The organism is Megasphaera sp. SC8-1, from assembly GCF_024436295.1.
Taxonomy (GTDB): Bacteria; Bacillota; Negativicutes; order Veillonellales; family Megasphaeraceae; genus Megasphaera; species Megasphaera elsdenii.
In genome coordinates this window covers 14,549-41,521 of sequence record NZ_JANFQH010000025.1, presented here as the reverse complement: position 1 = coordinate 41,521, position 26,973 = coordinate 14,549, and the positions used below count along the sequence as shown (strand labels likewise).

24 protein-coding genes, 2 tRNA genes and 1 pseudogene are annotated in these 26,973 nt (G+C 55.0%); 2 read left to right on the top strand and 25 right to left on the bottom strand.

What is annotated here, in order from left to right; all coding sequences use genetic code 11:
- Window positions 1-7: 7 nt before the first annotated feature.
- The gene (metA, locus tag NOS26_RS07895) at window positions 8-943 is read left to right on the top strand and encodes a homoserine O-succinyltransferase (protein ID WP_255917514.1); all 936 of its coding nucleotides are present in this window, start codon (window positions 8-10) and stop codon (window positions 941-943) included.
- Between the two features lie 107 nt (window positions 944-1,050).
- Here the strand turns inward: metA and upp are convergent, their stop codons facing one another.
- The 19 genes and pseudogenes from upp to NOS26_RS07800 all read right to left on the bottom strand — a co-directional run bounded on the left by upp (window position 1,051) and on the right by NOS26_RS07800 (window position 19,428).
- The gene (gene upp / locus NOS26_RS07890) at window positions 1,051-1,674 is read right to left on the bottom strand and encodes a uracil phosphoribosyltransferase (RefSeq protein ID WP_022498294.1); all 624 of its coding nucleotides are present in this window, start codon (window positions 1,672-1,674) and stop codon (window positions 1,051-1,053) included.
- 17 nt (window positions 1,675-1,691) lie between these two features.
- Window positions 1,692-2,129: a ribose 5-phosphate isomerase B gene (gene rpiB, locus NOS26_RS07885; protein WP_014017127.1), complete on the bottom strand. Its 438-nt coding sequence runs from the start codon at window positions 2,127-2,129 to the stop codon at window positions 1,692-1,694.
- A gap of 70 nt (window positions 2,130-2,199) precedes the next feature.
- Window positions 2,200-3,252, bottom strand: coding sequence for an L-threonylcarbamoyladenylate synthase (locus NOS26_RS07880; RefSeq protein ID WP_255917513.1), 1,053 nt, complete (start codon window positions 3,250-3,252; stop codon window positions 2,200-2,202).
- Between the two features lie 5 nt (window positions 3,253-3,257).
- Window positions 3,258-4,115, bottom strand: coding sequence for a peptide chain release factor N(5)-glutamine methyltransferase (gene prmC / locus NOS26_RS07875; protein WP_255917512.1), 858 nt, complete (start codon window positions 4,113-4,115; stop codon window positions 3,258-3,260).
- A complete protein-coding gene (gene prfA / locus NOS26_RS07870) occupies window positions 4,108-5,196 on the bottom strand; it encodes a peptide chain release factor 1 (protein ID WP_027895289.1) in 1,089 nt (362 codons plus the stop codon). Before prfA ends, prmC begins: the two co-directional genes overlap by 8 nt.
- Before the next feature lie 10 nt (window positions 5,197-5,206).
- On the bottom strand, window positions 5,207-6,121 hold the full coding sequence (locus NOS26_RS07865; protein ID WP_177183664.1) for a DUF1385 domain-containing protein: 915 nt from the start codon (window positions 6,119-6,121) through the stop codon (window positions 5,207-5,209).
- Window positions 6,122-6,169: 48 nt separating this feature from the next.
- A complete protein-coding gene (gene rpmE, locus NOS26_RS07860; protein WP_014017132.1) occupies window positions 6,170-6,379 on the bottom strand; it encodes a 50S ribosomal protein L31 in 210 nt (69 codons plus the stop codon).
- Window positions 6,380-6,403: 24 nt separating this feature from the next.
- Window positions 6,404-7,755: pseudogene (locus tag NOS26_RS07855) on the bottom strand (AAA family ATPase).
- Between the two features lie 160 nt (window positions 7,756-7,915).
- Window positions 7,916-8,713, bottom strand: coding sequence for a sulfur carrier protein ThiS adenylyltransferase ThiF (thiF, locus tag NOS26_RS07850; protein WP_022497414.1), 798 nt, complete (start codon window positions 8,711-8,713; stop codon window positions 7,916-7,918).
- Window positions 8,714-8,826: 113 nt separating this feature from the next.
- Entirely contained in the window at window positions 8,827-8,991 is a 165-nt protein-coding gene (locus tag NOS26_RS07845; RefSeq protein ID WP_170101502.1) for a hypothetical protein, read from the bottom strand.
- Window positions 8,992-9,320: 329 nt separating this feature from the next.
- Window positions 9,321-9,827 carry an anaerobic ribonucleoside-triphosphate reductase activating protein gene (nrdG, locus tag NOS26_RS07840; protein ID WP_255917511.1) on the bottom strand — a complete coding sequence of 169 codons (507 nt, stop codon included), beginning with the start codon at window positions 9,825-9,827 and terminating at the stop codon, window positions 9,321-9,323.
- A 13-nt stretch (window positions 9,828-9,840) separates the two neighbouring features.
- Window positions 9,841-11,991: an anaerobic ribonucleoside-triphosphate reductase gene (gene nrdD / locus NOS26_RS07835; RefSeq protein ID WP_074787289.1), complete on the bottom strand. Its 2,151-nt coding sequence runs from the start codon at window positions 11,989-11,991 to the stop codon at window positions 9,841-9,843.
- Window positions 11,992-12,249: 258 nt separating this feature from the next.
- Window positions 12,250-12,960: a ThiF family adenylyltransferase gene (locus tag NOS26_RS07830; RefSeq protein WP_072982449.1), complete on the bottom strand. Its 711-nt coding sequence runs from the start codon at window positions 12,958-12,960 to the stop codon at window positions 12,250-12,252.
- Window positions 12,961-12,962: 2 nt separating this feature from the next.
- The gene (locus NOS26_RS07825; protein ID WP_014017139.1) at window positions 12,963-13,325 is read right to left on the bottom strand and encodes a VOC family protein; all 363 of its coding nucleotides are present in this window, start codon (window positions 13,323-13,325) and stop codon (window positions 12,963-12,965) included.
- Between the two features lie 16 nt (window positions 13,326-13,341).
- Window positions 13,342-13,824, bottom strand: coding sequence for a YbaK/EbsC family protein (locus tag NOS26_RS07820; protein ID WP_072982446.1), 483 nt, complete (start codon window positions 13,822-13,824; stop codon window positions 13,342-13,344).
- A gap of 52 nt (window positions 13,825-13,876) precedes the next feature.
- Window positions 13,877-16,921: an AAA family ATPase gene (locus NOS26_RS07815; RefSeq protein ID WP_072982444.1), complete on the bottom strand. Its 3,045-nt coding sequence runs from the start codon at window positions 16,919-16,921 to the stop codon at window positions 13,877-13,879.
- A complete protein-coding gene (locus NOS26_RS07810) occupies window positions 16,918-18,063 on the bottom strand; it encodes an exonuclease SbcCD subunit D (RefSeq protein ID WP_072982441.1) in 1,146 nt (381 codons plus the stop codon). The genes NOS26_RS07815 and NOS26_RS07810 overlap by 4 nt, the downstream gene beginning before the upstream one ends.
- Before the next feature lie 20 nt (window positions 18,064-18,083).
- Window positions 18,084-18,914 carry a deoxyribonuclease IV gene (locus NOS26_RS07805; RefSeq protein ID WP_022497686.1) on the bottom strand — a complete coding sequence of 277 codons (831 nt, stop codon included), beginning with the start codon at window positions 18,912-18,914 and terminating at the stop codon, window positions 18,084-18,086.
- Between the two features lie 103 nt (window positions 18,915-19,017).
- Complete coding sequence (locus NOS26_RS07800) at window positions 19,018-19,428, bottom strand: Fur family transcriptional regulator (RefSeq protein ID WP_014017144.1); 411 nt, start codon at window positions 19,426-19,428, stop codon at window positions 19,018-19,020.
- Window positions 19,429-19,622: 194 nt separating this feature from the next.
- Here NOS26_RS07800 and NOS26_RS07795 point away from each other — a divergent pair, with 194 nt between their 5' ends.
- Window positions 19,623-21,788, top strand: a complete 2,166-nt coding sequence (locus NOS26_RS07795) for a Tex family protein (RefSeq protein ID WP_072982438.1) — start codon at window positions 19,623-19,625, stop codon at window positions 21,786-21,788.
- A 324-nt stretch (window positions 21,789-22,112) separates the two neighbouring features.
- Here NOS26_RS07795 and NOS26_RS07790 read toward each other — a convergent pair whose 3' ends face one another.
- The 6 genes from NOS26_RS07790 to NOS26_RS07765 form a co-directional block, all read right to left on the bottom strand.
- Complete coding sequence (locus NOS26_RS07790) at window positions 22,113-23,426, bottom strand: zinc ribbon domain-containing protein (protein WP_255917509.1); 1,314 nt, start codon at window positions 23,424-23,426, stop codon at window positions 22,113-22,115.
- 56 nt (window positions 23,427-23,482) lie between these two features.
- Window positions 23,483-24,403 carry an alpha/beta hydrolase gene (locus NOS26_RS07785; RefSeq protein ID WP_169013529.1) on the bottom strand — a complete coding sequence of 307 codons (921 nt, stop codon included), beginning with the start codon at window positions 24,401-24,403 and terminating at the stop codon, window positions 23,483-23,485.
- Between the two features lie 137 nt (window positions 24,404-24,540).
- Window positions 24,541-24,632, bottom strand: a tRNA-Ser gene (locus tag NOS26_RS07780).
- Window positions 24,633-24,686: 54 nt separating this feature from the next.
- Window positions 24,687-24,763, bottom strand: a tRNA-Pro gene (locus tag NOS26_RS07775).
- A gap of 60 nt (window positions 24,764-24,823) precedes the next feature.
- Entirely contained in the window at window positions 24,824-25,240 is a 417-nt protein-coding gene (locus tag NOS26_RS07770; RefSeq protein WP_255917508.1) for a C-GCAxxG-C-C family protein, read from the bottom strand.
- A 47-nt stretch (window positions 25,241-25,287) separates the two neighbouring features.
- The gene (locus NOS26_RS07765) at window positions 25,288-26,973 is read right to left on the bottom strand and encodes a heavy metal translocating P-type ATPase (protein ID WP_255917507.1); all 1,686 of its coding nucleotides are present in this window, start codon (window positions 26,971-26,973) and stop codon (window positions 25,288-25,290) included.

Genomic DNA, 26,973 nt, shown 5'->3' with positions numbered 1-26,973 from the left:
ATGCACTATGCCTATTAAAATTGCTGACGGTCTTTCCGCCAAGGAAAAACTTCACGAAGAAGGTATCTTCACTATCGATAAGGGAATGGCCCTCCATCAGGATATACGGCCCTTGCGTATCCTTATCCTCAACTTGATGCCTTTGAAGAAACCGACAGAGCTGCAGCTTCTCCGCCTCCTCGGTGATTCGCCGCTCCAGGTCGAAGTGGACTTCTGCCACACAGAAACTCATGAGAGCACCCACACCGATCCGTCTTATTTAGAAGAAAACTACTACGTCTTCGATGAAATCAAGGACAATTATTATGACGGTCTGATCATCACCGGTGCACCGGTCGAACAGATTCCCTTTGAAGAAGTCGACTACTGGCCGGAAATGAAGACGTACTTCGAATGGGCCAAGACACACGCCTTCTCGACGCTCCACTTCTGCTGGGGCGCCCAGGCAGCCCTGTATTACTACTATGGCATCGAAAAGCGGCTCCTGCCGGCCAAGCTCTTCGGTATCTTTGAATACCAGCTGACCCAGAAGCATCACCCCCTCTTGCGGGGCTTCGATGACCGTTACTTCATCCCCCAGTCGCGGCATACGGCGATTAACGACATCCAAGTCTATAATACGCCGCAGCTCGACATCCTCTCACGGTCCGTCGAAAACGGTATCAACATCATCGGTACGCCGGATCACCGCCGTTTCTTCGTCCTCGGTCACTTCGAGTACGATCGGCGGACCCTGGAAGAGGAATACCTGCGGGATAAGAAAAAGGGCCTGCCCATTGCAGTGCCCAAGAACTACTATCCGAATGATAACGATACGAAGAGGCCATACTTCACGTGGTGCAGCTACGCCCACCTGTTCTATCATAACTGGCTGAATATCGTCTATCAAGAAACACCTTATGATTTACAAGCTATCGCCAAGGTTCATCCTTGTGCGCATTAAAAAAAAGCCTGCCTTGCGGCAGGCTTTTTTTGTGGTTCGTTTGGCGTGATTCGTTTGGCGAAGCCGAGCAGGCCGCCGATTATGGCGGCCCCTACGTCGATGAACGATTATTTCGTGCCGAAGATGCGGTCGCCGGCATCGCCTAAGCCGGGGACGATATAGCCTTGGTCGTTGAGTTTGTCATCGAGAGCAGCGACGTAGATGCGGACGTCGGGATGGTCGGCATTGACTTTCTGGACGCCCTGGGGAGCCGCGACGAGGCACATGAGCTTGATGTTCTTGATGCCTTTTTCTTTCAGCAGCGTAATGGCAGCTGACGCACTGCCGCCCGTGGCCAGCATGGGGTCGACGATGATGAAATCACGGTCTTCGACATCAGGCAGCTTGCAGTAATATTCAACCGGTTCCAGCGTCTGCGGGTCGCGGTAGAGGCCGATATGGCCGACTTTAGCCGTCGGGATGAGGTTGAGCATGCCCTGTACCATACCCAAGCCAGCGCGCAGGACCGGGACGATGCCCAATTTCTTGCCGCTGATCTGTTTCCCTATCATCTTGGCGACAGGCGTTTCGATTTCAACATCTTCTAAAGGCAGGTCCCGTGTAATTTCGTAACCCATGAGCATGGTGATTTCTTCCAAGAGGTTGCGGAAATCTTTCGAACCTGTTTCCTTTTTCCGCATGAGTGTGACTTTGTGCTGAATGAGCGGATGGTCCATTACTTGTACGTGCATGTGTGAAATCTCCTTTCCTATTTATCCATTTCTGCAATTTTGGCGACGCGGACTGCGTGGCGGCCGCCATCAAAACCAGTGGAGAGGAAGATGCGGACGATTTCTCTGGCCAGGCCCGGACCGATGACGCGGCCGCCCATGGTCAGGATGTTGGCGTCATTATGGCGGCGGCAGTATTCTGCCGAGAAGCAGTCGTGGCAGAGGGCTGCCCGGATGCCGTGGACTTTGTTGGCAGCGATGCCGATGCCGATGCCCGTGCCGCAGACGAGGATGCCCCGGTCGAAGGTGCCGTCAGCGACGGCTTCAGCGACTTTCTTGGCAATGTCCGGATAATCGCAGCGTTCGCCCGTCAAAGTGCCGTAATCGGTGAATTCAATGCCTTGTTCCTTCAAATATTCTTTGATGTTTTCCTTCAGGTCAAATCCGCCGTGATCGGCGCCGAGTACTAATTTCATAATCAATTCCTCCCATGTATGCTGATAAATTCAGTTTTATTATACCCCTTTCGGAGTCGTGTGAAAAGGTTTAACCGACAATGACTACGTGACCGCCGGCGGCTTTCTTCATGCGGTTCATGATAGCCAGGCCCAGTCCTTCATCGTCGATGCCTTCGGCCAGGATGATATCGACGACATCGCTGTCGAAGGACAGGAGACCCGTGTAAAGCTGGTTGGCCAAGGCTTCCTTGTCGCCATGACGGCCCCAGATATACATATCCTTATGCGGGAACGAAGCTCCTACTTCTTCGCTGACCAAAAAACCGACGGTCTTGCCTTCGCCTTTGGCCTGGTCGTATAAGGCCTGCAGTTTTTCCGTTACCTTATCGACAGGGCCGACGACGACCGTCATCGGTGCTGACGGCGCATAGTGACGATATTTCATGCCCGGCGCCTTGGGGACGCCCTTCCCCGTGACCAGTGTCGTGTCAAGCCGGACGTGAGGTACGACTTCCTGCAGCATCTCGATGGTAACGCCGCCGGGACGCAGGATGGTAACACCGTCATCGCCGTTACATTCGACGATGGTCGATTCGACGCCGATATGACAAGGGCCGCCATCGATGACCATATCGACGCGGCCATCCATGTCGTGCATGACTTCTTCGGCCGTCGTCGGACTGGGCCGGGTCGACAAGTTGGCACTGGGACCGGCAACGGGGACACCGGCACAGCGCAGGAAAGCCCGGCAGATATCGTGGTCCGGGCAGCGCAGAGCTACCGTATCGAGGCCGCCAGTCGCCGCATCGGGTACGATGGGCTTTCGCGGCAAGACGATAGTCAGCGGTCCCGGCCAAAATCGGTCCATGAGCTTCTGTGCCGTCGGCGGGATGACAGCGGCTGCCTGGCGGGCCCCTTCTTCATCGGGCACGGTCAGGATGAGCGGGTTATCGCTGGGACGGCCTTTGGCTACGTAAATGCTGCGGCAGGCGTCGGCATCGAGGCCGTTGGCACCGATACCGTAAACCGTTTCCGTCGGAAAGACGACCAGGCCGCCGTCGCGGATGATACGGCCCGCTTCTTCGAGGATGGCTTTCTGTTTCTCTATATCCGTAATTTCTACAAGCTTCGTCTGTTTCATAGTATCTACCCTTTTCTGGAAAATACGAGGACCCTGTCGATACCGCCGTAATCCTTGACGGTCTGGTCATGCTCATAGGCACCACCTGTACAGAAAATCGCCGTCACGTCGTCTGCCTGACCGGCGCCGATTTCGACAGCGCAGTGGCCGCCAACCTTGACATAAGCCGGGCTGTCTGCGGCAATGCGGCGATAGAAGTCCAAGCCGTCGTCACCGCCGTACAGGGCCAGCGCCGGGTCGTGACGTACTTCCGGCTGGAGTTGTTCCATATCGCCTTGCGTCAGGTAAGGCGGATTGGATACCAGCCAATCACAGGTGCAAGGCGGAACCTGGGTGAATAAATCGCTTTCAATCCAGGTCACGCGGTCGTCGAGTCCCAGGGAACGGCCATTTTCAGCAGCTATAGCCAGGGCCTTGGTCGAGATGTCGACGCCAGTCCCCGTCGCCTGCGGCAGGTAATGGAGCAGGCTGAGGACGATGGCCCCACTGCCCGTACCGATGTCGATGATGACCGGCGCCGTCCCTTCGGCCGCGGTGACGACGGTCTCGACGAGCATTTCCGTTTCCGGCCTGGGGATGAGGACGTCTTCACTGACCTTGAAATCGAGGCCCATGAAAGCTTTGGTGCCTAGGATATGGGCCACCGATAATCGGTCGGCCCGCTTTTTGACCATGGCCCGATAGGCTGCCAGTTCTTCGCCGTTCAGGGGTTCGTCATAATGGGCGTACAGATAGATGCGCTCTTTATGCAGGACATGGGCCAAGAGAATTTCCGCATCGAGGCGCGGCGAATCGATGCCTTTGCCGGCAAAATACTGTTGCGTCCATTGCAGCAAGGCACCGATAGTCCAGATCTTATTCATCTTCGGCTTCTTTCATCAATTCGGCCCGGCGGGCTTCAGCCAAAGCTTGGATAAATTCGTCAATATCGCCGTTGAGGATGTTATCCAGTTTGTACAACGTCAGGTTGATGCGATGGTCCGTCACGCGGCCCTGAGGGAAGTTATACGTGCGGATGCGTTCGCTGCGGTCGCCAGTACCGACCTGGCTGCGCCGTTCTTCTGTCAATTCGGCATCGGCCTTCTGCTGGGCCTGGTCGAGGAGACGGGCTTTCAAGACGCGCAAGGCTTTGGCACGGTTTTCCAGCTGGGACCGTTCATCCTGACATTCGACGACCATCCCCGTCGGGATATGGGTCATGCGGACGGCAGAACTCGTCTTATTGACGTGCTGGCCGCCGGCACCGGAGGCGCGGAAATAGTCGACGCGGACGTCGTCCATATTGAGGTCGATTTCGACGTCTTCGGCTTCCGGCAGGACGGCAACGGTCGCCGTCGACGTGTGGATACGGCCGCCGGCTTCGGTGACGGGCACACGCTGGACGCGATGGACGCCGGATTCATATTTCAATTTGCCATAGACGCCGGAACCTTCGACGGAGAAGACAACTTCCTTGAAGCCGCCCAGTTCCGGTGCATTGGAACTGATGATGCTCGTCTTCCAGCCCGGCTGTTTTTCAATGTATTTCATGTACATGCGGAACAGGTCGCCTGCAAAGAGGGCTGCTTCGTCGCCACCGGCACCGGCGCGGATTTCCATGATGACGTTCTTATCATCCCGCGGGTCTTTAGGCAGCATGAGGATGTGCAGCTGTTCTTCCAGGTCGGCCTGTTCCTTAGTCAGGCCGTTCATTTCTTCTTTGGCCATAGCGATGAGGTCGTCATCACTGTCGGGATCGTCGATGATTTCCTTGTCGCCGTCAATGGTGTTGGTAATGTCTTTATATTTGCGGAATGCTTCGACAATCGGCGTCAGCGAAGCGTGTTCCTTCGTCAGTTTCTGCCATTCGTCCTGACGGGCGATGACAGACGGGTCGCTGATCTGCTGTTCCAGGTCCATGAATTTATTTTCCACGGCCTGTACTTTATCCATAAAAGAGCTCATAAGGTCCTCCTCATTTCAATTCGTTCGATTCACTTTCTTCATCAGCCGGCTTAGCGGCGTTGAGGGCTTCAATAGCCACTTCGATCTGGTCGGCATGGGGTTCCCGCGTCGTCAGATACTGGAGCCACAGGCCCGGACGGAATAAGGCTTGAATGACCGGATTCTGGGTGCGGCCGGCGAGGCGTATCATTTCATAACTGATGCCGGCGACGACAGGCATGAGCAGCACGCGGGAGGCGATGCGCTCGACGAGATTCGGCCAGCCCAGGAAGGCAAAGACAAAGATCGACACGACCATGACGATGAGCAGGAAATTCGTGCCGCACCGCGGATGGAGGCGGCTATGTCGTTTGACGTTCTCGACGGTCAGTTCCTCCCCCGATTCATACGTCCAGATGGTCTTGTGTTCGGCACCGTGGTACTCAAAGACGCGGCGGATGTCCGACGTTAGGGATATCCCCCATATATATAATAGAAATATAGCGAGGCGCAGAACCCCTTCGACGATATTCAGGCGAAAGGCACTGTCGGCCACGCCGGGAATGAACTTGGCTGCATACGTCGGGATGGCCAGGAAAAAGACAATCGCCAGGACAACCGATACAGCCATAGTCAGGGCCATCTGCGTGTTCGACAGCTGCTCATCTTCCTCACCGGCAGCCTGAGCCGAATAGGACAGGCTCTTCATACCGTATACCAGGGATTCACACAAGGCGACACTGCCCCGCAAAAAAGGCTTCTTCAAAATCGGATACCGTTCGGTAATGGAGTGAACGGCGTCTTTCTTTACAGTAATTTCACCGGACGGCGTCCGCACTGCCGTAGCAATGCTGACAGGACCGCGCATCATAACCCCTTCGATGACGGCCTGGCCGCCGACGTACGTCTTCGGTTTCTTCAAAGAGTTGCCTCCATTTCTGTACATACAAATAGAGCAGAGCATTTCTGCTCTGCTGCCCACTTGTACTGCTGCTTATTTAGCTGTTTTACCATAACGTTTATTGAACTGTTCGATACGGCCACGAGCCTGCTGAGCACGCTGCTGACCCGTAAAGAACGGATGGCATTTGGAGCAAATTTCAACACGCAGTTCCGGTTTCGTAGAACCTGTTTCAAACGTATTGCCGCATGCGCAAGTAACTTTCGCATTCGGGTAGTACTTCGGATGAATACCTTCTTTCACCACTTACACCTCTTTCTGTATCAATCATTCAAAACCTATGCTAGAATAGTTTAGCACATTGGCCCTTGAAATGCAAGGATTTTTTTCCCGCAAAAGGCGATACCGTACTTCCATACCTGATGTATCCCCCGCTGGCGGAATTCCGAAGCGAGAAACATCTCCATCCGCACAAAAGCGGTCAAGGATTTCACTCTGAAACACATGGCGCACTTCTTCATTAGGGATCTTTAATTGGCAAAGCATCCCATTGGGAATATCCTGCCGCCAGACAGCCGTCAAATAACCGGTTGTCAACAACAACGTATATAGGGCATCTTTATCCATGCGTATATCCTGATAAATCAGCCCTTCGCGAATAACAGCCGACACAGTTTTTCCTTGCAACAAAGCTAATAATCGTTCTTCCTGTCTTTTAGAGGGGCCCTGCAGCAGGGTCGCAATGATTTCATTGGCCGACGTATTGACCCAGTAATCTCCAATACGCCTTTTAGCAAAACAGGAAATGACCGACCAGGGATTATAAATTTCATGATGTCCGAAACGATAGCCATCATACCAAGCCTTTAATCGAGGCAATAAGGCATCAGCCTGTAAATCACCGGCCATTTTTTCTACTTCTGCCGTTGTGAAACCCATGACAGAACTGTATTCCTCATCCATAACGGAATACACATCGAGATTGTTCAGACCACTAAAGATGCTCTCCTTAGCAATACGCAAGACCCCCGTTAAGATAGCAAAATTCAAAAACTCATTGCCCTTCAGGGTATTATTAAAAAACGTCCGGAAATAAGCGATGGCCTGATCATAAAACCCATGGCTATAGGCCGTCTGCAAAGGCGTATCGTATTCATCAATCAATATAATCGGTTTCACCCGATAATAACGGAATAAATATTCTGATAAATTCAACAAGCTGAGCTGATACTCTTCAGGCGTTGCCTGCTGCCAGACAATACGGTGAAAGGCATTTTTCTCCACCTCATTTAAGAGATTACCTTGCAATAAAAATTCATATTTGTTAAACTCCCGCTGAATCCAAAGCCGGAAAGATTGGAACATGCCAGGCCAAGTATCCTGCTGCATCCCTTTAAAAGACATGAAAATAACCGGATACTGGCCGCGCTGGGCCATGTAATCTGCCCCGGCCCGGTCAATAGCCAGGCCGTCGAAGAGATGGCGGCTCTGTACTTCTTTTTCAATGGAAAAAAATACTCCAGCATACTCAGCGTCAAGGTCTTGCCGAACCGCCGGGGCCGCGTAATCAGCGTCACCGCACTGTGCCCGTCGATGAGCTGGCGGATAAAATCCGTCTTATCGACAAAATAATAATGCTTGCTCTGTATATCAAAAAAATTATCGACACCAATCGGCATCTGCCACTTCATAGCCTCACCCGCTTTCTTTCATTTCATTATAACAAGAATCACGGGAAACAAAAAGAGGAGCCATCCCTATTCTATTGTTTATTCTAGCTCCGTACTACCAATAAACCTCTCCGGCCCTGCGGGCCACCTCTCCTATGAGGAGAGGCATTTACAAGACGTCGACCAGGAGCTTCAGGATCAGGTTGGCTTCGTGGCCGGCACAGATGGCGACGCGCGGGGCCATGAGGCCGCGGCCAGGCTTCGCGTTCCGCGTCTGGTCGCCGCAGATATAGAAATGGCTCGTGATTTTTTTTGTTTCGATGGCGTTGCTGTCGCCGTAGCCGGCCATGCCGGAAGCGGAGACGATGTATTTATCGGGACATTGTTCCAAGACGGTGTGGACGAGCATGGTCTTGGCATCAGGGTTGTCGAAGGCTTCGCAAATGACCTGGTCGTCTTTCAGGATAGTCGGTACGTTGTCTTCCGTAAGGCGGACGAAGTCCGTGCGGACATCGATGAAGGGATTGATGTCGGCAATCTGCCGGGCCAGGGCATCGGTCTTGCGCTGTCCTAGGTCGCGGACCATGTAGGACTGACGGTTCAAGTTGCTGGCATCGACTGTATCGAAGTCGATGAGGTGCAGATGGCCGACGCCGGTCCGGGCCAGGTAGACGGCAGCGTTAGAGCCTAGGCCGCCGAGACCGCAGATGGCGACGCGGCCGGCGCTGACTTTCTGGTGGACTTTCGGCGTATGGCGGGAACACATCATGCCTTCCAGCGCTTCTTTCGGCGGCAGCCGGTCTTTTGGGATGAAATAGATTTCATCGCCCTCTTTCAGGGCTAAGTTCTCTGTCGTGGCAAAGCCGTTGACGATGGTGATTTCCTGACCGCTGCCATAGGCGGCTTTCAGGTCTTCCAGGTGATCACAGGGACAAGTCATTTTCTTTCCGTTCAATAGTAACTGCATGGTATACACCCCTCGTAGCAAAATAAAAACGCACGACGTCTGACACCTTAGGTGGTGTCCCCGTCGTGCGTCTTGTTCTTATATCTTTAGTGTAGCCGTTTTTATGGGCCCTGTCAATCTTTCTTTTCGGCCTGGGCCCCTTCTTTCAGGCGTTTGAGCTGGCGTTGTTCTTCCGGCGGAAGGGATACGCCGCAGCAGCCGCCGCTGGAATTACTGGCATAGCCTTTGAAGACTTCAGAGACGATATGCTTAACTTTTTTTACCGATTCAACAACCATGAGGAGCCCTCCTTTTGCGCACATTATTTACACAGCATTCAGTATAGGATATGGTACAGCGTTCGCGGCGGGTCGCCCACATGGCGACCCCTACGCTGATTTTGGGATTCCCGCATCGGCTGTAGGGGCGCCCATGTGGGGCGCCCGTCTGAATAGTGCTGTACCCAGTGTTCTTCTAACTAAAGTATAGCAAAATTATCTAATTTTGTAAATAGTATTACTTGATAATTTCTATTAATTATTTTTAAAAAAAAGCAACCCCTCCGTCTTCGGCACCTCCCCTATTATGGGAGGCTTTCAACAGAGAAGTTGCTGCAAACTACAAACTTTTATCTCCCGTCCGGCCAGAGGAGGGTTACTTCTCCCTTTTCTCTGGTGGCGTTGAGGTCGATGACGCGCTGGTTCGAGGAGCCGCGGAAATAGAGGCCCGGGTCTTTCAGGTCGTCGACAAAGGGGCCGTCGACGAGGACGTCACAGACATCTAAAAGGGCTTTTTTCTGCGGGTCCGCCATGATTTCGTCATACGTAAAGCCCGAGTAGACCCACACTGATTTATCGGGCAGTGCCTGTTTGACCTTTTGGACAATCTGCGTCAAGCCATCGGTATTTTCCATAGGTTCCCCACCCAAAAGGGTCAGGCCGCCGTTCGTCGGGGCGCTGAGCCAGGACAGGAGCTGGTCCATTTCCTTGTCCGTCCATTCCTGGCCGGCCTTGGGGTCCTGGTATTCCGGATTGAAACAGTTGAAACAGTGGCGCGAACAGCCGGTGACGAAAATCGTCGAGCGGATGCCCGGGCCATTGGCAATGTCATATTGCCGCATCTGTGCATAATGCAAAACAAGTCACCTCTTAGATATGGAGGACGCGGTTCTTAATTTCCTGCGTCCGCCCTTCGTTCCAGAAATTTTCACCCAAATAGCCGCAGGTACGGCGGATGACGGTCAGTTTGTTGCGGTCTTTATTATGGCAGCGCGGACATTCCCATTCGTTGTCGTCGTTGAGGATGATTTCACCGTCAAAGCCACATTCATGGCAGTAATCGAGCTTGGTATTGAATTCGCCGTACGCGATGTGGTCGTAGATGTACTGGACCATGGTCAGGACAGCCGGGATATTATGGGTCATGTTGGGGATTTCAGCATAGCTGATGCAGCCGCCTGTCGATTTATCTTCAAAATCGGCTTCAAAGGAGAACTTATCGAAGACGTTGATCGGTTCGCGGACATCGACGTGGTAGCTGTTGGTGTAATAGCCCTTGTCGGTGACATCGGGAATGGAGCCGAAGCGGGCCTTGTCGATCTTGCAGAAGAGATTGGTCAAGTTTTCTGCCGGCGTGCCGTAGAGGGCGAAGCCGATATTCGTTTCTTTTCTCCACTTCTTGATGTGGGCGTTGAGGTCGTCCATGATGCGCATGGCGAATTTCCGGCCTTCCGGCGTCGTGTGCGAGCAGTGCTTGGTCAGCATCGTCGCTTCATAGATACCGATATAACCCAAGGACAAGGTCGCATAACCGCCGTAAATAAACTTTTCAATCGTTTCGCCGGGCTTCAGGCGGGCAATGGCACCGTACTGCCAGTGAATAGGCGATACGTCCGACGTGATGCGTTTGAGGAGGTCGACGCGCAGGAGCAGGGCCTTCTTGCAAAGTTCCAGGCGTTTGTCGAGAATCTGGAAGAATTTTTCTTCGTCGCCATCGGCGAGGATGCCGATCTGCGGCAGGTTGAGGGAGACGACGCCCATGTTGAAACGGCCGTCGAATTTATAGTTGCCCTGTTCATCTTTCCAGGGGCTGAGGAAGGACCGGCAGCCCATGGGGCTGAAGACGTTGCCTTCGTAGGATTCGCGCATCTTCTTGGCCGAAATATAGTCAGGATACATGCGTTTTGCCGTACATTCAGCCGCCAGTTTGGTCAGATAGAAGTAGGGGCTGCCTTCGCGGACGTTGTGTTCGTCCAGGACGTAGATGAGTTTCGGGAAAGCCGGCGTGACGTAGACATTGGCTTCGTTCTTGATGCCCTGGATACGCTGGCGCAGCAGTTCTTCGTCGATGAGGGCCGCTTCCTTGGCGTATTCGTAGTCCGGTCTAAAATACATGAACAGCGTGACGAACGGCGCCTGGCCGTTGGTCGTCATGAGGGTGTTGATCTGATACTGGATGGTCTGGATGCCGTCCTTGATTTCCTTCTTTGTCCGCTTCCAGGCGATTTCTTCGGCCTTTTCCATGTCCGGTTCGATACCGTAGACTTCGCGCTGTTCTTCGACGACAGCTTTCATGTACTTCTTGAAGGATTTGCGGACATAGGGCGCCAGGATGCGGTCGATGCCGTTGATGGACTGACCGCCGTACTGGCCGCTGGCGACTTGGGCGATGATCTGCGTCGTCACCGTGCAGGCGACCTGGAAGGATTTCGGCGTATCGATTTTCTTGCCGTTGATGACCGTGCCGTTGGCCAGCATGTCTTCCAAGTTGATGAGACAGCAGTTGAACATGGGCTGGATGATGTAATCCATATCATGGAAATGGATGGCCCCGCTGTCATGGGCCTGGACGATATCGGCCGGGATGAGCTTGCGGCGGGCAATGTCCTTGGAGACTTCGCCGGCAATGAGGTCGCGCTGTGTCGACACGACGTGGCCGTTCTTATTGGAGTTTTCATCGAGGACTTCCAGGTTGGTGTTGTTCAGCAGGCCGAAGACGTCATCGTCCGTCGTGTTGGTCTGGCGCTTGAAGGCCTGGATGGTCTTGTAGTTCTCATAGGCCCGGGCCGTAGCCGGATTGTTGTACTTCAACAGGCGGTAGTAGACCTGGTCTTCGATGGCATAAATGGTCAGGTCCTTCTGGATAGAAGCCGCATACGCTTCGATTTCACTGGCAATCTTGGCAGCCTGCCCTTCTTCATAAATACCGCTGCTGCTGTTCATGGCCTTTTCAATGGCGTTCGTGATCTTGTCGCGATTGAAGGGCACCCGTTCTCCGTTGCGCTTGATTACTTCTAACATATGTCTACCTCCACAGTATATAGTATACAAGATGTACCTTTTTCCGTGTCCCCCACAAGATATACGATGCAGGGACCGTTTTTCACATGCCCTATGATACTATATATAGTAGCAGCTGTCAATGTGTATATACTCCATCGTGTTGTGGACAAGTTAAGGCTAATTTTTATCAAAATGGCTGGCAAGCCTTGAAAGGACCACAAAAGAGCTGCGCCTTTTCAGGCACAGCCCTTGTGTATAACTGGCAAAAATTTTCTTTTACTCCAGACCCAGGAGGTCGCGCACGACGGCACCGGCCAGAATCATGCCGGCTGTCGACGGGACGAAGGAAATGCTGCCCGGACTGGGGCGCACTTCATCGCTGTCCGAGAACGGCTTATGCGGGACTTCCGTCGAATAAGCCACTTTGATGCGGCGGATCCGGCGCTTCTTCAATTCCCGGCGCATGATCTTGGCCAGGGGATCGACGCTGGTCTTTTCGATGTAGTCGAGCTGGAAGTATTCCGGATGGAGCTTGTTGCCGGCCCCCATGGACGAGACGACCGGGATGCCGCTGTGATAGGCTTCGTCGATGATGGCGATCTTGGCGCTCATCGTATCGACGGCGTCGACGACATAGTCGGCACCGGAATTGGCGATGAAGCCCTTATGGCTGTCGGGCAGATAGAAGGTCGCATGGGTCTCGACGTCGATGTCGGGATTGATGGACAAGAGGCGTTCCTTCATGACTTCGACTTTCGGCCGGCCAATGGTCTGGACCGTCGCGCCGAGCTGACGGTTGACGTTGGACGGGTCGAAGACGTCGGCATCGACCAGGATGAGATGGCCCACGCCAGCCCGCCCCAAGGATTCGACGACAGCCGAACCGACGCCGCCGACGCCAAAGATGAGTACTTTTTTCGTATCTAATTCATCCACCTTATCCTGGCCGATGAGGCGGGCCGTCCGTTGCGTATACTCTTTCTTCATCATTAGCGCTCCGGAATGATTTCCAGCCAGTAGCCGTCAGGGTCGACGATGAAATAGATACCCATGGCCGGATTCTGATAGACGACACAGCCCATATCTTTATGTTTGGCCAGGGCTGCCTTCATGTCCTTGACGGCAAAGGCCGTGTGAAATTCGTTTTCCCCCAGGTTATACGGTTCCTTGCGGTCTTTGAGCCAGGTCAGTTCCAACTGGAAATCGGACACGCCGTCTCCGAGATAGACGATGGTGAAATCGGGATTTTCAATGCGGCTGACTTCGGTCAGTCCCAAGGCCTCTTTGTAGAAGTCCATGCTGCGCTGGAGATCCAGCACGTTGAAATTAGTGTGTTTAAAAGTGAATTGCATAGTACTTACCCCCTTTTTATTGGTTTGCTTCCTGCCAGCCTTTCGATACGTCGACCCATTCCCTGGCATGGGAATAAGTTTCCAGTTCGGGCAGTGTCAGTTCGATGGCACTGTTGGCCGTACCACAGGCAGGAAAGACGGTCTGGAAGCGTTTAAGCGATTCATCGAGGAAGACTTCGACGCCGTCATTGACGGCAAAGGGACAGACACCGCCGACGGGATGGCCGATGAGCCGTTCTACGTCGCCTGCCTTGATCATCGTCGCCTTTTTGTGGAACCGTTCTTTGAACTTATGGTTATCTACGCGGGCATCGCCGGCAAAGAGGACCAAAATCGGATGGTCGCCAACGAGGAAAGACATGGACTTGGCAATGCGCCGGCCTTCCGTATGAAGGGCGGCTGCCGCTTCTTCGACAGTCGCGCTGGACTGACTGAGTTCCATGACCCGGTCTTCCATTCCCCACTGGGAAAAATAATCGCGTACTTTTTGAATAGACAAAATTCTCCCCCTCTCTATTCGTCATAATTTTATTATATACTAATCGCGACGGTCAGGCAAACTCAAAGGACGACGTACTGCCCCGGTCGGTCTTGTGAACGGCCAGGCGGGCATCGATACGTTCCTTCAGTTCGGGGACGTGAGAAATGATACCGACCAGGCGGCCACCGCTGCGCAGAGACGCCAACGTCTTCAAGGCGTAATCCAAGGTTTCGCCGTCGAGGGTACCGAAGCCTTCATCGATGAACATCGTATCCAGGTGAATACCGCCAGAATAGGCCTGAACGACGTCGGCCAGGCCCAGGGCCAGGGACAGGGAAGCCAGGAAGGTCTCGCCGCCAGACAAGGTGTTGGCCGGACGGGCATAGCCTGTATAATTGTCATAGACTTCGATATCCAGGCCAATCTGCTTGACCCGCTTGTCGTCCCAGGACTGGGAACGCTGCAAGCTGTACCGCTGGCGGCTCATGCCCTGCAGGCGTCCGTTGGCGGCGGCCAGGACTTCATCGAGAAGGGCCCCGAGGACGTAGCGTTCAAAGTTGATGCCCGTCTGCTTACCGGCAATGAGTTCATAGACGGCGCCGACAGTCTTATAAGCTTCGGTCAGGTCCTGGCCTTCCTGCTGCAAAGCGGCCAGGGCTTCCTTTTCCTGCTGCCAGCGCTGGTACCGTGCCGTCAGGCTGCCCTTGGCTTCGACCAGGGCCTGGCTGGCCTTTTCAGTGCCGTCCAGGGCCGCCCGGGCGGCGGCCACGTCGGGCCGTTCCTGTGTGCCGATGGCGGCCTCTTCCTGGGCCAGCTGGCCCTGGACCTGCTGGACCTGCTGGTCATAGTGACGGACGGATTCTTCCAGTTCCGGTATCTGCGGCACGGCGGCCTGCATGGCCCGGCAGGCCTTGACGCTTTCAAAGCCGGCGGCCAGGACGCGGTCCCGCAGGGCCTGGACGCCCTGGCTGAAGCGGTCCCGCAGCACTTCGACCTGATGCTGCCAGTTCTGCGCTTCCTGCTGCTGCTTGGCCGCCTGCCGTTCGCCGGCGACGACGGCGTCGCGGCAGTGCTGCAAGTCCTTTTCATAGACCTTGATAGCGCGGTTCAAGGCATCCAGTCGCTGCTGCAACGCCAGCGGGTCTCGATAGGCTGCCGGCAGGTCCGCTTCCAGGCGGGCCTTCGTCTCAGCGGCTTTAGCCGCAGCGGTCCTCGCCTGTTCCACGGCCGTCCGGGCCGTTTCTTCGTCCTTTTCCCAGCGGGCCAGTCTGGCCTCGCCGGCGGCGACGGCTTGTTTCAGCTTTTCACCGTCCCGGACCTGCTGCTGCAAGCCTTCCATAGCCACTTGAGCCTGTCCGGCCTTGGCCTGCCAGTCCGCCAGGGTCCCGTCCTGGGGATACTGGCGGCGCAAGGCCTCGTACTGGGCCTGCAGGGCCTGGCAGCGGGTTTCATCGGCTTTGGCTGTCACTTCCCACTGCTGGCGCTTGCCTTCACTGGCTTCGGCCCGTTTCTGATGCTGTTCGACGTCGTGCCGTTCCGGCAGGGATTCCGGGCGCACAGCCGGCAGGGGATGGGCTTTCGAACCGCAGACCGGGCAGGGCTGGCCCTCTTCCAGTTCCGACGCCAGGACAGCTGCCTGGGCCTGCAGGAACAGGGCCCGGACGCTTTCATAGGCAATGCGTTCGTCCCGGGCTTTGGCCGCCGCTTTTTCCAGGAAAGTCCGGCTGTGCTGCCACTGTTTCTGCGCTTCTTTAGCCTTAGCTTCCAGCTCAGCCGCTTCGCCTTCGCGCTGGAGCCGGTCGTTCAGGGCCTGCCAGCGGGCTTTGGCCTGTTCCGCCGCGACGGCTTGTTCGGCCAGGCCGGCGACGGCTTCCCGGGCCTTGTCCAAGGCCTGCTTTTCCTTTTCTTTTTTCTTTCGGGCCTGATTCCAGCGCTTTTCGGCGTCAGTCACGTTTTTCTGGCACTGCCCTTCTTCGAGGCAACAGGTCCGATAGGCTCCGGCCTTGTCCTGCAGGCCTGCCAGCTGCACCTGTTCTTCACAGGCCGCCTTATAGCCCTTTTCCCGGGCCGAAAGGCCGGCCAGCTGCTGCTGAGCCGCGATCAGGTCTTTCTGGGCCCTTTCAGCCAGTTTACCCGCTTTTTCAGCGGCTTTATGGGTCTCCCTGCCCTCTCTTTCCAGGTCGTCCAGGTGGCGGCAGGGTTCGGCCAGGATTTCAGCCTGGCGCAGGATGGCGATGGTATCCCTCTTTTCCTGGAACTGCCGGGCCTGCGCCTGGAGCTGCGCCGCTTCCCGGCGTTTCTGGTCCCGCAGCAGCCAGTGGGCGTCCAGGGCCTGGGCGGCCTGGAAAGCGGCCTGACAGGTCTTGCGCGTCCCTTCGGCTTCCTGCCACTGTTTGTCTACGGCCACTGCCTGGTCCTGCCATTGCCGTTCCTTTGCAGGCAGTTCCTTTTCGTCGGCAATGTCCAGCGCCGCCAGGCACTGTTCCCGCCGCTGCCGGACTTGCTCATACTGGCTGGCCAGGGCATCGTGGCGGGCTTTGGCCAGTTCCTGGAGCCGGGCATAGCGCTGGGTATGGAAGAGGGTCTGCATGATCTGCTGGCGTTCGCCGGACCCGGCCAGGAGGAGCTTGCGGAAGTCCCCCTGCGGTAAAAGGACGACCTGGCGGAACTGGTCGGCTTTAAAGCCCAGCAGCCCTTCGACGGCAGCCGTCACATTCTTGGCGGCGATGAGCTTTTCCTGGTCCCCGGCTTCATCCGTTTCGTATAAAGCGGCCTGGGCCGAAGCCTTTTTCAAGCCCGTGCCGCGTTTCTTGGCGATTTCCTGTTCCGGGCTGCGGTCGATGCGGTAATATTTCTGGCCGATGGCAAAGCGGAACGATACGGACGTCGCTTCCTGCGGCGAGGCGTACTCACTGCGCATGTGGGCGCCGGTACGGCTGTCGCCGCTGGTGCTGCCGTAGAGGGCGTAGCACATGGCGTCGAGGATGGTCGTCTTGCCCGAGCCTGTCGGCCCGTAGATGAGGAACAGTTTGTGGTCCCCTAATTGGCGGAAATCGACGATTTCCCGACCGGCATAGGGACCAAAAGCCTTCATGTCTAAGTAAATGGGAATCATAATAAGCTGCCCCCTTTTTCCAATTCGTCCCACAAGGCGCGGACACAGGCCCGTTCGTCCTCGGTCAAGGGCTGGTCCGGCCGCATGGCCTGGGCAAAACCGGTGAACAATTCGCGTTCCGTCACCTGCTGCAGATCAAAGTCGCGCTGGCCGGCGGCCTGGGTGTTGCGGTTGGGCATTTCCAGGGCCATGGCGTTGGGATACTTGCGCCGCAGTTTGGCCATGCCGTCGAGGATGGGCTGCGTATCGTCCAGTCGGGCCAGGATGAAATCGTCCGGCCGGTCGTCATCGGCGGCCATGATGGCCTCGAAAGAACCGCTGACGATGCGCACATCGTGGCGCGGCGCGAAGTCCCGGAAGGTAAGGGCTGCCTTGCCGTCGGCCCCAATATCGGCGATGACGACGCCTTTATGCTGGCGGGCTTCGCCAAAAGAATATTTGAGCAGGCTGCCGGCATAGCGGATGGTATCGCTCGTGACTTTCTGCGGGCCGTGGAGATGGCCCAGGGCCGTATAAGTAAAAGGCGCAAAGAGGCTGCCTGCCACCTGGTCCGTCCCGCCGATGGACAAGGGCCGCTCGGAATCGCCGGCTACGCCGCCGGCGACAAAGGCATGGGCGATGCAGACCGTGCGCGCCCCTTTGGGAACGGCCTGGGCCTGCCAGGCCAGCAGGGCTTCCATAGCCTGCTGGTGGCTGCGGACCGTTTCCTGGCCAAGGACCTGCCGGACTACGGCCGGTTCGGCATAGGGAATCGTCAGGAAGGCGACGGGACCCGCTTCATCTTCTAAGACCACAGGCCCGGTGAGGCGGTCCAATTCGCCGGCGATATAGAGCCCCTGCGGCGCCAGGAGGCGGCTGGCAAAGGACAGGCGGGCCGGGCTGTCGTGGTTGCCGCTGATGACCAGGAAGGGGATCTTCAAATCAGCCGTTATCTTCGTCGCGATATCATCAAAGAGTTCGACAGCCTCTGCCGGCGGCAGGCTGCGGTCGTAGACATCGCCGGCCAGGACGACGGCGTCGATGCCTTCGTCCCGGAGCAGGGGCAGGAACTGCTGTTCCAGGACATAGGCCTGGTCTTCGGTCAAGTAGTTCCCATAGAATAATTTCCCTAAATGCCAGTCCGCTGTATGTAAAATACGCATGGAATCCCTCCTTCGGACAATTACTGCTGCAAAGACCGCAACAAGGCGATTTCCCGGGCATACCCGTCGAGGTCGTTCGGTGTTTCCAAGTAAAAAGGCAGGTTCCGCAGGGCCGGATGGTTGACGATGGCCTGGAAGGCTTCGAGGCCGATATGGCCGTCGCCGATTTTTTCGTGGCGGTCCTTATGGCTGGCCAGCTCGTTCTTGCTGTCGTTGATATGGACGGCTTTCAGTCGTTCCAGGCCGATGACCTTGTCGAAAGCCGTCAATACGTCGTCCAGGTGGTGGACGATGTCGTAGCCGCCATCGAAGACGTGGCACGTATCGAGGCAGACGCCGAGCTTCTCGTTCATGGCGACTTTGTCGATGATGGCTGCCAGTTCCTCAAAGGTCCGGCCCACTTCCGTCCCCTTGCCGGCCATGGTTTCTAAGAGGACCGTCGTCTTCTGGCCCGGGAACATGCAGGTGTTGAGCAGGTCGGCAATGAGGGCGATCCCCGTTTCAGCGCCCTGGCCGACGTGGCTGCCGGGATGGAAGTTATACCGGCAGTTGTCGACGTATTCCAGACGGCGCAGGTCATCGGCCATGGCCTGGCGGGCGAAATCCCGCGTCTTGGCCGTCTTCGAGCAGCCGTTCAGGGTATACGGCGCATGGGCCAGGATAGGCGCGAAATGATGGTCTGCCATGAGCTGGTTCAGGGCCTGTATGTCGTCGACGTCCAGTTTGCGGACGCCGCTGCCTCGGGGATTGCGGGAGAAAAACTGGAACGTATCTGCCCCTATAGATAAAGCTTCGCCACCCATGTGCAAAAATCCTTGTGAAACCGATAAATGACATCCAATATGCAACATATTTTTTCCTCCTGCGCGACGGATAACAAAAAAGGCTGCCGCACAAAGCCCGTCCGGCTTCATGCAGCAGCCCCTATCCTCAGACTATATGAAAATCAAATACTTACGATTTTTCCCGACATTCCGGGCAAATCCCGACAAACGAAATACTGACGCCGTTGACGACGAAGCCGCTCTGTTCAGCCGCCTGCTGACGCAATCCCTCCTGGTCCATGTCGATATCGATGACGCGGTTGCATTTTTCGCAACGAATATGGGCATGGGGAGTTGTATTATAATCATAGCGATGGGCATCTTCTGCACACTGCAAGACCTGGACAACGCCAATTTTGGCAAAGATTTCCATCGTCTTGTAGACCGTAGCCAGACTCATAGACGGATAATTGGGCTGTAATATCTTGTAAATCGCCTCGGCATTGGGATGCGTCGGATTGTGATTGATGGCTTCGTACACAGCCAGGCGCTGCGGAGTTACTTTATAGCCGTTTTTTCGCAAAACTTCAGCAATTTCCATTTTTATCCCCCTTTCTTGGAAAACTGTGGTATAATAAGATATTCTAGCTTTATTTCAGCTTGGAATCGTACAGAATACTGGGGAGTATCCTGTATTATATTGTAACGGTTATCAAGAAAAATTTCAATGCTTTATGGGAAATTTTTCTTACACAATAAGTAATATTAATTATTCAATTAGGAAGGAAGGTAATCATGACAGAGGAAACGATGATCGCTGAAATCGCCAGGACCCTGGGTATACAGCCATCCCAAGTCCAATCTGCCCTTTCCCTCTTTGCACAGGGCAATACACTTCCCTTTATCGCCCGATACCGGAAAGAAGCGACGGGGAGCCTCGATGAAGTCCAACTCCGCTGCATCCAGGAGCAATATGACTATGAACAGGCCCTGGCCAGCCGCAAGGAAACGGTCCGCCAGTCCATCATCGACCAGGGCTGCTGGAACGACGAACTGGCCGAGGAACTGGAAGCGGCCCGGCAGCTCCAGGACGTAGAAGACCTCTATTTGCCGTATAAGCCGAAAAAACGGACGAAAGCCTCCATGGCCCGCGAAGCCGGCCTGGAACCCCTGGCCGACCTGTTCCTGTCGCAAAAAGCCAATGGCCCGGCGCCGGAAAAAGCCGCTCAGGCCTACCTCACCGACGAAGTGCCTTCCGTCGAAGACGCCATCCAAGGCGCTGCCAATATCCTGGCCGAACGCTTTTCCGAACGGGCCGATTTCCGCCGCATCCTGCGCCGCGACCTGTGGCATCAGGCCCGCCTGACCTGCAGCCTGCAAGTCGAAGAGAGCGAAGCCGGCCCCATGCTGACCTACGCCGATTTCAGCGAACGCGTCGCCCGCATCCCGAGCTACCGCATCCTGGCCATCAACCGCGGCGAAAATGAGAAAAAACTGAAAGTGACCCTAAAAGAGCCGGCCGATGAACACATCGACAGGCTCTGCCGCTTAGTCATCCAGTGTCACTCGCCGTATGAAGCGATTCTCTGCGACGCCGCCGCCGACAGCTACAAGCGCCTCATTTCGCCGCAGATGGAACGGGAAATCCGCAACGAACTGACGGCGCAGGCCGAAAAGCAGGCCATCGACGTCTTTGCGGAAAATCTCCGCCACGTCCTGCTGCAGCCGCCCTTCGCCGGCCAGACCATCCTGGGCCTCGACCCGGGCTTCCGCACGGGCTGCAAAGCCGCCATCATCGACGCCACGGGGCGCGTCCTCGCCTATGGGACCTATTACCTGACGAAATCGGCCTACCAGAAGGAACAGAGCGCCAAGACCCTGGCCCGGATGATCCAGAAATACGGCGTCACCCTCATTTCCATCGGCAACGGGACGGCTTCGTATGAAACGGAACAATTCGTCTCGTCCCTCATCGCCGATTACCAGTTATCCTGCCGCTACGTCATCGCCAACGAAGCCGGCGCATCCGTCTATTCCGCCTCGGACCTGGCCCGGGAAGAACTGCCGGACCTTGACGTCACCATCCGCGGCGCCGTCTCCATTGCCCGCCGCATCCAGGACCCCCTGGCCGAATCGGTCAAGATCGACCCGCGGGCCATCGGCGTCGGCCAGTATCAGCACGACGTCAACCAGAAAGCCTTGTCGGCCGCCCTGGACCAGGTCGTCACGTCGGTCGTCAACTATGTCGGTGTCGACCTCAATACGGCATCGGCCGCCTTATTGCAGCACATTTCCGGCCTGACGGCGGCAACGGCTGCGAACATCGTCGCCTACCGCGATGAAAACGGTCCCTTCCAGAACCGGCAGGACCTGCTCAACGTCCCCCGCCTGGGCCCGGCGACCTTCACGCAGTGCGCCGGTTTCCTGCGCATCAAAGACGGCAGCGAGCCCCTGGATAATACGTCGGTCCATCCCGAATCGTACGGACTGGCCGAAAAAATCGCCAGCCATTACGGCCTGTCCCATGAAGACCTGAAGGACCCGGACAAGCTGGCCGGCCTGCGCGATAAGATACAGATGAACGCGGCACCGAAACTGGCCGCCGTCCTCGATGCCGGCGAACCGACGATCAAGGACATCCTGGAAGAACTGCGAAAACCGGGGCGCGACGTGCGCAGCGAATTTCCGAAACCGCTGACGCGCCGCCACGTCATGAGCCTGGACGACCTGCAAATCGGCACCGTCGTCCGCGGCACCGTCCAGAACGTCGTCGACTTCGGCGCCTTCGTCGACTTCGGTCTGAAGACACCTGGCCTGGTACACCGTTCTCAGCTGAGCCGCCATCCGTTCCGTCATCCCACAGACGTCGTCCACGCCGGCGATATCGTAGAAGCCGAAATCATCAGCGTCGATGCCGCCCGCGGCCGCATCGGCCTGTCCATGAAAAAAGTGAAAAAATGAGTGTGAAAAAAGAGGCTGTCGCATTAAGACAGCCTCTTTTTAGTGGTTCGTGGTTCGTGGTTAGTTGTTAGTGGATGGTTTTAAATTAAAATTTTTTCTGTAAGGGCGACCACGCGGGGCGCCCGCCCCGGGATATGGGTGCGTAGGGGCCGCCCAGAGGGCGGCCCGCTGTGAATCATGGGGATGATTATTCTGGTATATGGGTGGAGTTTTCACACATCACCGGTCATGTAGGACGTATACAATACCCTTGCAGGCGGGCCGCCCTTTGGGACGGCCCCTACGAGCCACTAGCCACTAGCCACTAGCCACTAGCCACTAACATTATAACCTATTCCATTCATCATTCAATTTGTCGTAGCGGTTCGAGGCGGCCTGGCCACGCTGGAAGCCGGGGCGGTAGTCCTGGCCGCGCTGGCTGGCACTGACGCCGTCATAGAGGCCGCGGATGCGGTCTTGTTCGGCCTGGAACAGGGCATCGAGTTTGTATTTCATGGCCGTATTGTCGATGGACGTATCGTTTTCCAGCTGATTGCGGGTCTTGGAAATCTGGATGTAGAGCGTATTGGCCCGGCTGGTAAATTCGCGGTTCCCTTTAAAGTCTGGGTGATTGCTCAAGTAGGCGTTGATGTCGCCAGCCAGTTTGCCGATATCGTCATTGAACAAATCCTTGCTGCTGGCATAGGATGACAGGACCTGCTTATCCGGGTCGGCCTTCACCTCGGGCTGAGGCGTTTCGTCGGGCTTAGTCTGAACGCTGACGTATTTTTCCAGATAGCTGACCAGGTTATCGCCATCGACGGCTCCCGTAAAATCAGCACCAGGCACCTTAATGGTCCGCGCCGTCTTCTTGGCTTTCTGGACTGCATCGCGCAGGTCATCGAGCTTTTCGCTGATGGCATCGTCTTTCGGATTTTCAGCAATGGCTATGGCCGTATCGTACATGGCCATCTGGTCGCGCATGACTTCGCGGATGGCCTGGTCATCGGATGCATACTGGTCGGGAATGTTCTTGGGCTGGTAATTCTTGGCCATCTTTTCCACGTTCTTGCGGCTCTTGCCCAGATCCTTGACCAGGGAATCGACGTCGTCGCCTTTGCTCTTCTGGCTCAGGCGCTTAGCCGTATCGGTGACGGATTCATTTTCCGAAGACAGCTGCTGTGATAGGGAAACGGCATCCTTGACGTAATCCCCGCTGCTGCGGCTGCCATAGAAGTGGAAAGCCACAGCGGCAGCTACAGCCAAGATGAGGACGACGACGGCAGTGATGATACCTTTCCGATAGCGCACGTAAAAAGGCGGTTCCTGAAAAGGCGGCGGCGTTGGCCGGCCCGTCATGACCGGCCGTTCCATCGGCTGCGGTGAACGAGGCGGTTCTTCGTCGCGGACGGGTTCCCGATGCTTATGGACAAAGGTTTCCGTCCCCGTCGCTTCATCGATGACCGGTTCATCGTCATCCATTTCCGGCAGTTCGGCTCCACAGAAGGGGCAGAATTTCCCATCTGCCTGGATCCACTTTCCACATTCCGGACAAATTCTTTTCTTCGACTCCTCTTCAGGTAGTTGTTCAGCGCCACAGGCCTGGCAGAATCGGTCGCCATCCTGTAAAGGCGCCCCGCAATGTTGGCATTTCTTCATAAAAAAGCACATCCTTTACCCAGCATAATACCTGTCTTTAGTATACGCTATTTTCCTTACAGTTGCAAAAAATCAGCCATGCGCCGGTAGGTATCGCAGATTTCATCGTAGCATATTTTTTCAAAATTGAGGTATGAATGGACCATATTGTCGTAATTATACGTTTCGGCCCGGACGCCTTTTGCAGTCAGCCGACGGACATACTCGCGGCCTTCGTCGCGGAAGGGGCAGAACTGCGTCGTCAAGACCAGCGTCGCCGGCATGTCTGCCGACAATTCGCAGAAGAGAGGCGAAGCGGCCCGGCGGTCGTCACCGGTGCGGAAGAATTGGTTGAAATACCAGACCAGCTTAGCCGGCGTGAAGCCCGTTTTGACATTGCAGTTTTCCCGGACCGACGGGAAGGAATGGGTCATATCCAGGCAGGGATAGACCAGGACCTGATGAGTCAGCGGAATAGATGTGTCGTGCTGCAGGGCCTGGCTCGTATAAGCTGCCATGCAGCCGCCGGCGCTGTCACCGCACAAGGTCAAATCGGCTTCATGAGGAATCTGCAATTCATCCAGCTTGGGCAGCGCCTTCCGGGCCACGGCCAGGGCATCTTCATAGGCAGCGGGATAGGGATTTTCCGGCGCCAGGCGATATTCCGGCGAAATGACGATGTGCTGCGTCGCCTGGGCAATGCGGCGGCAGACCGGGTCGTAGACAGCGACCGTGTCGATGGCAAACCCGCCGCCATGATAGTAAATCAAGACCGGCAGGGGCCGACTCGTGTCAGGAATATAAATCCGGACCGGCACATCATAGACATCGCAGCCTTCCAGCACCGTATCGACGACGTCCGCCATCGCTACTTTAGGCAGTTCCTGGTCCCACGCCGTATGCAGCGACGCCTCGCGCATGGTAATCGGTGTCATGACAAAATCATCACTCGTATGGGCAGCAATAAAAGCTGCCAGTTCTTCTTTAATCGCACTCATCGTAAACCCCTCTTTCCCCTTCTTATTATAGTTTTTAATTGTAGCACAAAATACTCCAGATGAATAGGAGAAATACAAAAAAGGGACTGCCCATGAAGGTAAACCCTTCATGCGACAGTCCCTTTGAAAGTCCTGTATGGCGGAGAGCGTGGGATTTGAACCCACGATAGAGCGTTCGCCCTATACATGATTTCCAATCATGCTCCTTCAGCCGCTCGGACAGCTCTCCGCGTCTTACATATCTTTGCTGACATCTTCGGGATAAATGCCGATATGTAAAGTATGGTCGGGGCGACAGGATTTGAACCTGCGACCTCTTAGTCCCGAACCAAGCGCGCTACCAAACTGCGCTACGCCCCGTAGACCCGACTTATACATAATACCATATCCACGAAAAAAGTCAAGAGAAAAAGCGTAAAATCAAGCCAGTTTCTTTTCCCGAATGAAATCGAGGAGCATAACCGACGTGTCGGCCATGAGGTCACCGCACGATACGGGACCGCCGTTGGCCGGACTTTTGAGGACGCGGCAGCACGTCGCTTTAAAGCGGTCGAGCCAGATTTTCTGAAATTCCCGTACAGGTTGATTGATTTCGGCTTTCGTCTTTTCTTCTGGCGTCGTCCGGCCGGCAAGACAGCCCAGGACCAGGCAGGCCCCATTCAAGGCCCCGCAAATACAGCCCGAACCGGCCACCCCGCCGCCAAGGACGGATACCATGCGCAGCGTTTCCGGCGGCAGCTTCAAATCCAGACAATCATTGCAGAACTTGACCACCGTTTCAGCACAATTATTCCCATCCTGCTGGTATTGTGCCGCCAGTTCTTTTACCTTTTCCATCGTAAGACCTCCTTGAAAACATATTATATAATCTATTATACATTATTTTATTCACTTTGTGGTTGCAAAACCATTTTCCTGCTATCCTTTTTAATGGATACTGATGGGGCATAAAGGGCCCGGATAGCATTGAGAATAGCCAGGATCATGACGCCAACGTCAGCAAAAATGGCAAACCACATATTAGCAATGCCGACAGCCCCTAATCCCAGGCAAAGGAATTTTATCCCCAGTGCAAAAACGATATTTTCATAAACAATACGCAGACATTTCCGCGATAAAAGGATAGCATTGGCAATCTGCAAGGGATCATCATCCATGAGTACGACGTCGGCTGCTTCAATAGCTGCATCAGAGCCCATGGCTCCCATAGCAATACCGATGTCAGCCCGGGTCAAAACAGGCGCATCATTAATTCCGTCGCCAACGAACGCTAATTTTTCTTTTTCTCCTTTACGGGCCAGCAACTGTTCCACTTTATTTACTTTATCGGCAGGTAATAATTCACTGTATACCTGGTCGACACCGACATCCTTGGCAATATTTTCGGCTGTCCGACGAGTATCCCCAGTCAGCATGACGGTCTGCTTGATGCCGTTTCGTTTAAGCGCTGCAATGGCCTGGCGCGCGTGAGGCTTGATGACATCAGATATGACGATATGACCCGCATATCTTCCATCAACCGCCACGTGAAGAATGGTTCCCATGCTATGACAAGGCACATAAGAAATTTTCATCTGCTTCATCAATTTATCATTGCCAACGGCCACGATATGACCATCTACGGCAGCCTTGACACCGTGTCCGCTGATTTCATGAATATTCCTGACACGGTTACGGTCAATGGGTTTACCATACGCTTGCTGCAAGCTCTTGCTGATGGGATGTGAAGAAGCACATTCGGCCATGGCGGCATAAGCAAGCAATTCTTCTTTTTCCATCTGGTTGTGGTGGACTCCATTAACTTCAAAATTACCTTTCGTCAAAGTCCCGGTCTTATCAAAAGCGATATATCTCGTCTGCGCCAGTGTTTCCATATAATTGGATCCTTTGATGAGGATGCCTTCTCTGCTAGCACCACCAATACCGGCAAAAAAGCTGAGAGGAATACTGATAACTAAAGCACAAGGACAACTGATGACTAAAAAGATTAAAGCACGATAAATCCAATTTTCCCATTGAGGATCAGCATGGCCGTACATCAGCTGAATGGCAGGAGGGATGATGGCCAAAGCCAAGGCACCCAGACAAACAGCTGGTGTATAGACCTTGGCAAATTTAGTGATGAAATTTTCTGATTGCGACTTATGCGAACTAGAATCTTCAACTAGTTCCAATATTTTTGAAACTGTCGATTCTTCGGATTCCTTCGTGGTCTTCACGTAAAGGACGCCAGTCATATTGATACAGCCACTAATGACTTCATCCCCTTGCTGCACATCTCTGGGCAGGCTTTCTCCTGTCAGGGCACTCGTATTGAGGCTCGATGTCCCACGAAGGACCACGCCATCCAAGGGCACCCGTTCACCGGGCTGGACGACTATCGTCGTACCTAAAGCTACATCATCCGGGTCGACCTTTTCCAGTTTACCATCCCGTTCTATATTCGCATAATCAGGACGGATATCCATGAGGGCACCGATATTCTTCCGGCTGCGGCTAACAGCATAGCTTTGGAACCATTCGCCGATTTGGTAGAACAACATAACAGCAATACCTTCCAAGTAATCCAT

Coding starts and splice junctions, on each gene's coding strand:
- metA (WP_255917514.1), top strand. CDS start 8: ATGCCTATTAAAATTGCTGACGGTCTTTCCGCCAAGGAAAAACTTCAC.
- upp (WP_022498294.1), bottom strand. CDS start 1,674: ATGCACGTACAAGTAATGGACCATCCGCTCATTCAGCACAAAGTCACA.
- rpiB (WP_014017127.1), bottom strand. CDS start 2,129: ATGAAATTAGTACTCGGCGCCGATCACGGCGGATTTGACCTGAAGGAA.
- NOS26_RS07880 (WP_255917513.1), bottom strand. CDS start 3,252: ATGAAACAGACGAAGCTTGTAGAAATTACGGATATAGAGAAACAGAAA.
- prmC (WP_255917512.1), bottom strand. CDS start 4,115: ATGAATAAGATCTGGACTATCGGTGCCTTGCTGCAATGGACGCAACAG.
- prfA (WP_027895289.1), bottom strand. CDS start 5,196: ATGAGCTCTTTTATGGATAAAGTACAGGCCGTGGAAAATAAATTCATG.
- NOS26_RS07865 (WP_177183664.1), bottom strand. CDS start 6,121: ATGTACAGAAATGGAGGCAACTCTTTGAAGAAACCGAAGACGTACGTC.
- thiF (WP_022497414.1), bottom strand. CDS start 8,713: ATGCAGTTACTATTGAACGGAAAGAAAATGACTTGTCCCTGTGATCAC.
- NOS26_RS07845 (WP_170101502.1), bottom strand. CDS start 8,991: ATGGTTGTTGAATCGGTAAAAAAAGTTAAGCATATCGTCTCTGAAGTC.
- nrdD (WP_074787289.1), bottom strand. CDS start 11,991: ATGTTAGAAGTAATCAAGCGCAACGGAGAACGGGTGCCCTTCAATCGC.
- NOS26_RS07830 (WP_072982449.1), bottom strand. CDS start 12,960: ATGAAGAAAGAGTATACGCAACGGACGGCCCGCCTCATCGGCCAGGAT.
- NOS26_RS07825 (WP_014017139.1), bottom strand. CDS start 13,325: ATGCAATTCACTTTTAAACACACTAATTTCAACGTGCTGGATCTCCAG.
- NOS26_RS07815 (WP_072982444.1), bottom strand. CDS start 16,921: ATGATTCCCATTTACTTAGACATGAAGGCTTTTGGTCCCTATGCCGGT.
- NOS26_RS07810 (WP_072982441.1), bottom strand. CDS start 18,063: ATGCGTATTTTACATACAGCGGACTGGCATTTAGGGAAATTATTCTAT.
- NOS26_RS07805 (WP_022497686.1), bottom strand. CDS start 18,914: ATGTTGCATATTGGATGTCATTTATCGGTTTCACAAGGATTTTTGCAC.
- NOS26_RS07800 (WP_014017144.1), bottom strand. CDS start 19,428: ATGGAAATTGCTGAAGTTTTGCGAAAAAACGGCTATAAAGTAACTCCG.
- NOS26_RS07795 (WP_072982438.1), top strand. CDS start 19,623: ATGACAGAGGAAACGATGATCGCTGAAATCGCCAGGACCCTGGGTATA.
- NOS26_RS07790 (WP_255917509.1), bottom strand. CDS start 23,426: ATGAAGAAATGCCAACATTGCGGGGCGCCTTTACAGGATGGCGACCGA.
- NOS26_RS07785 (WP_169013529.1), bottom strand. CDS start 24,403: ATGAGTGCGATTAAAGAAGAACTGGCAGCTTTTATTGCTGCCCATACG.
- NOS26_RS07770 (WP_255917508.1), bottom strand. CDS start 25,240: ATGGAAAAGGTAAAAGAACTGGCGGCACAATACCAGCAGGATGGGAAT.
- NOS26_RS07765 (WP_255917507.1), bottom strand. CDS start 26,973: ATGGATTACTTGGAAGGTATTGCTGTTATGTTGTTCTACCAAATCGGC.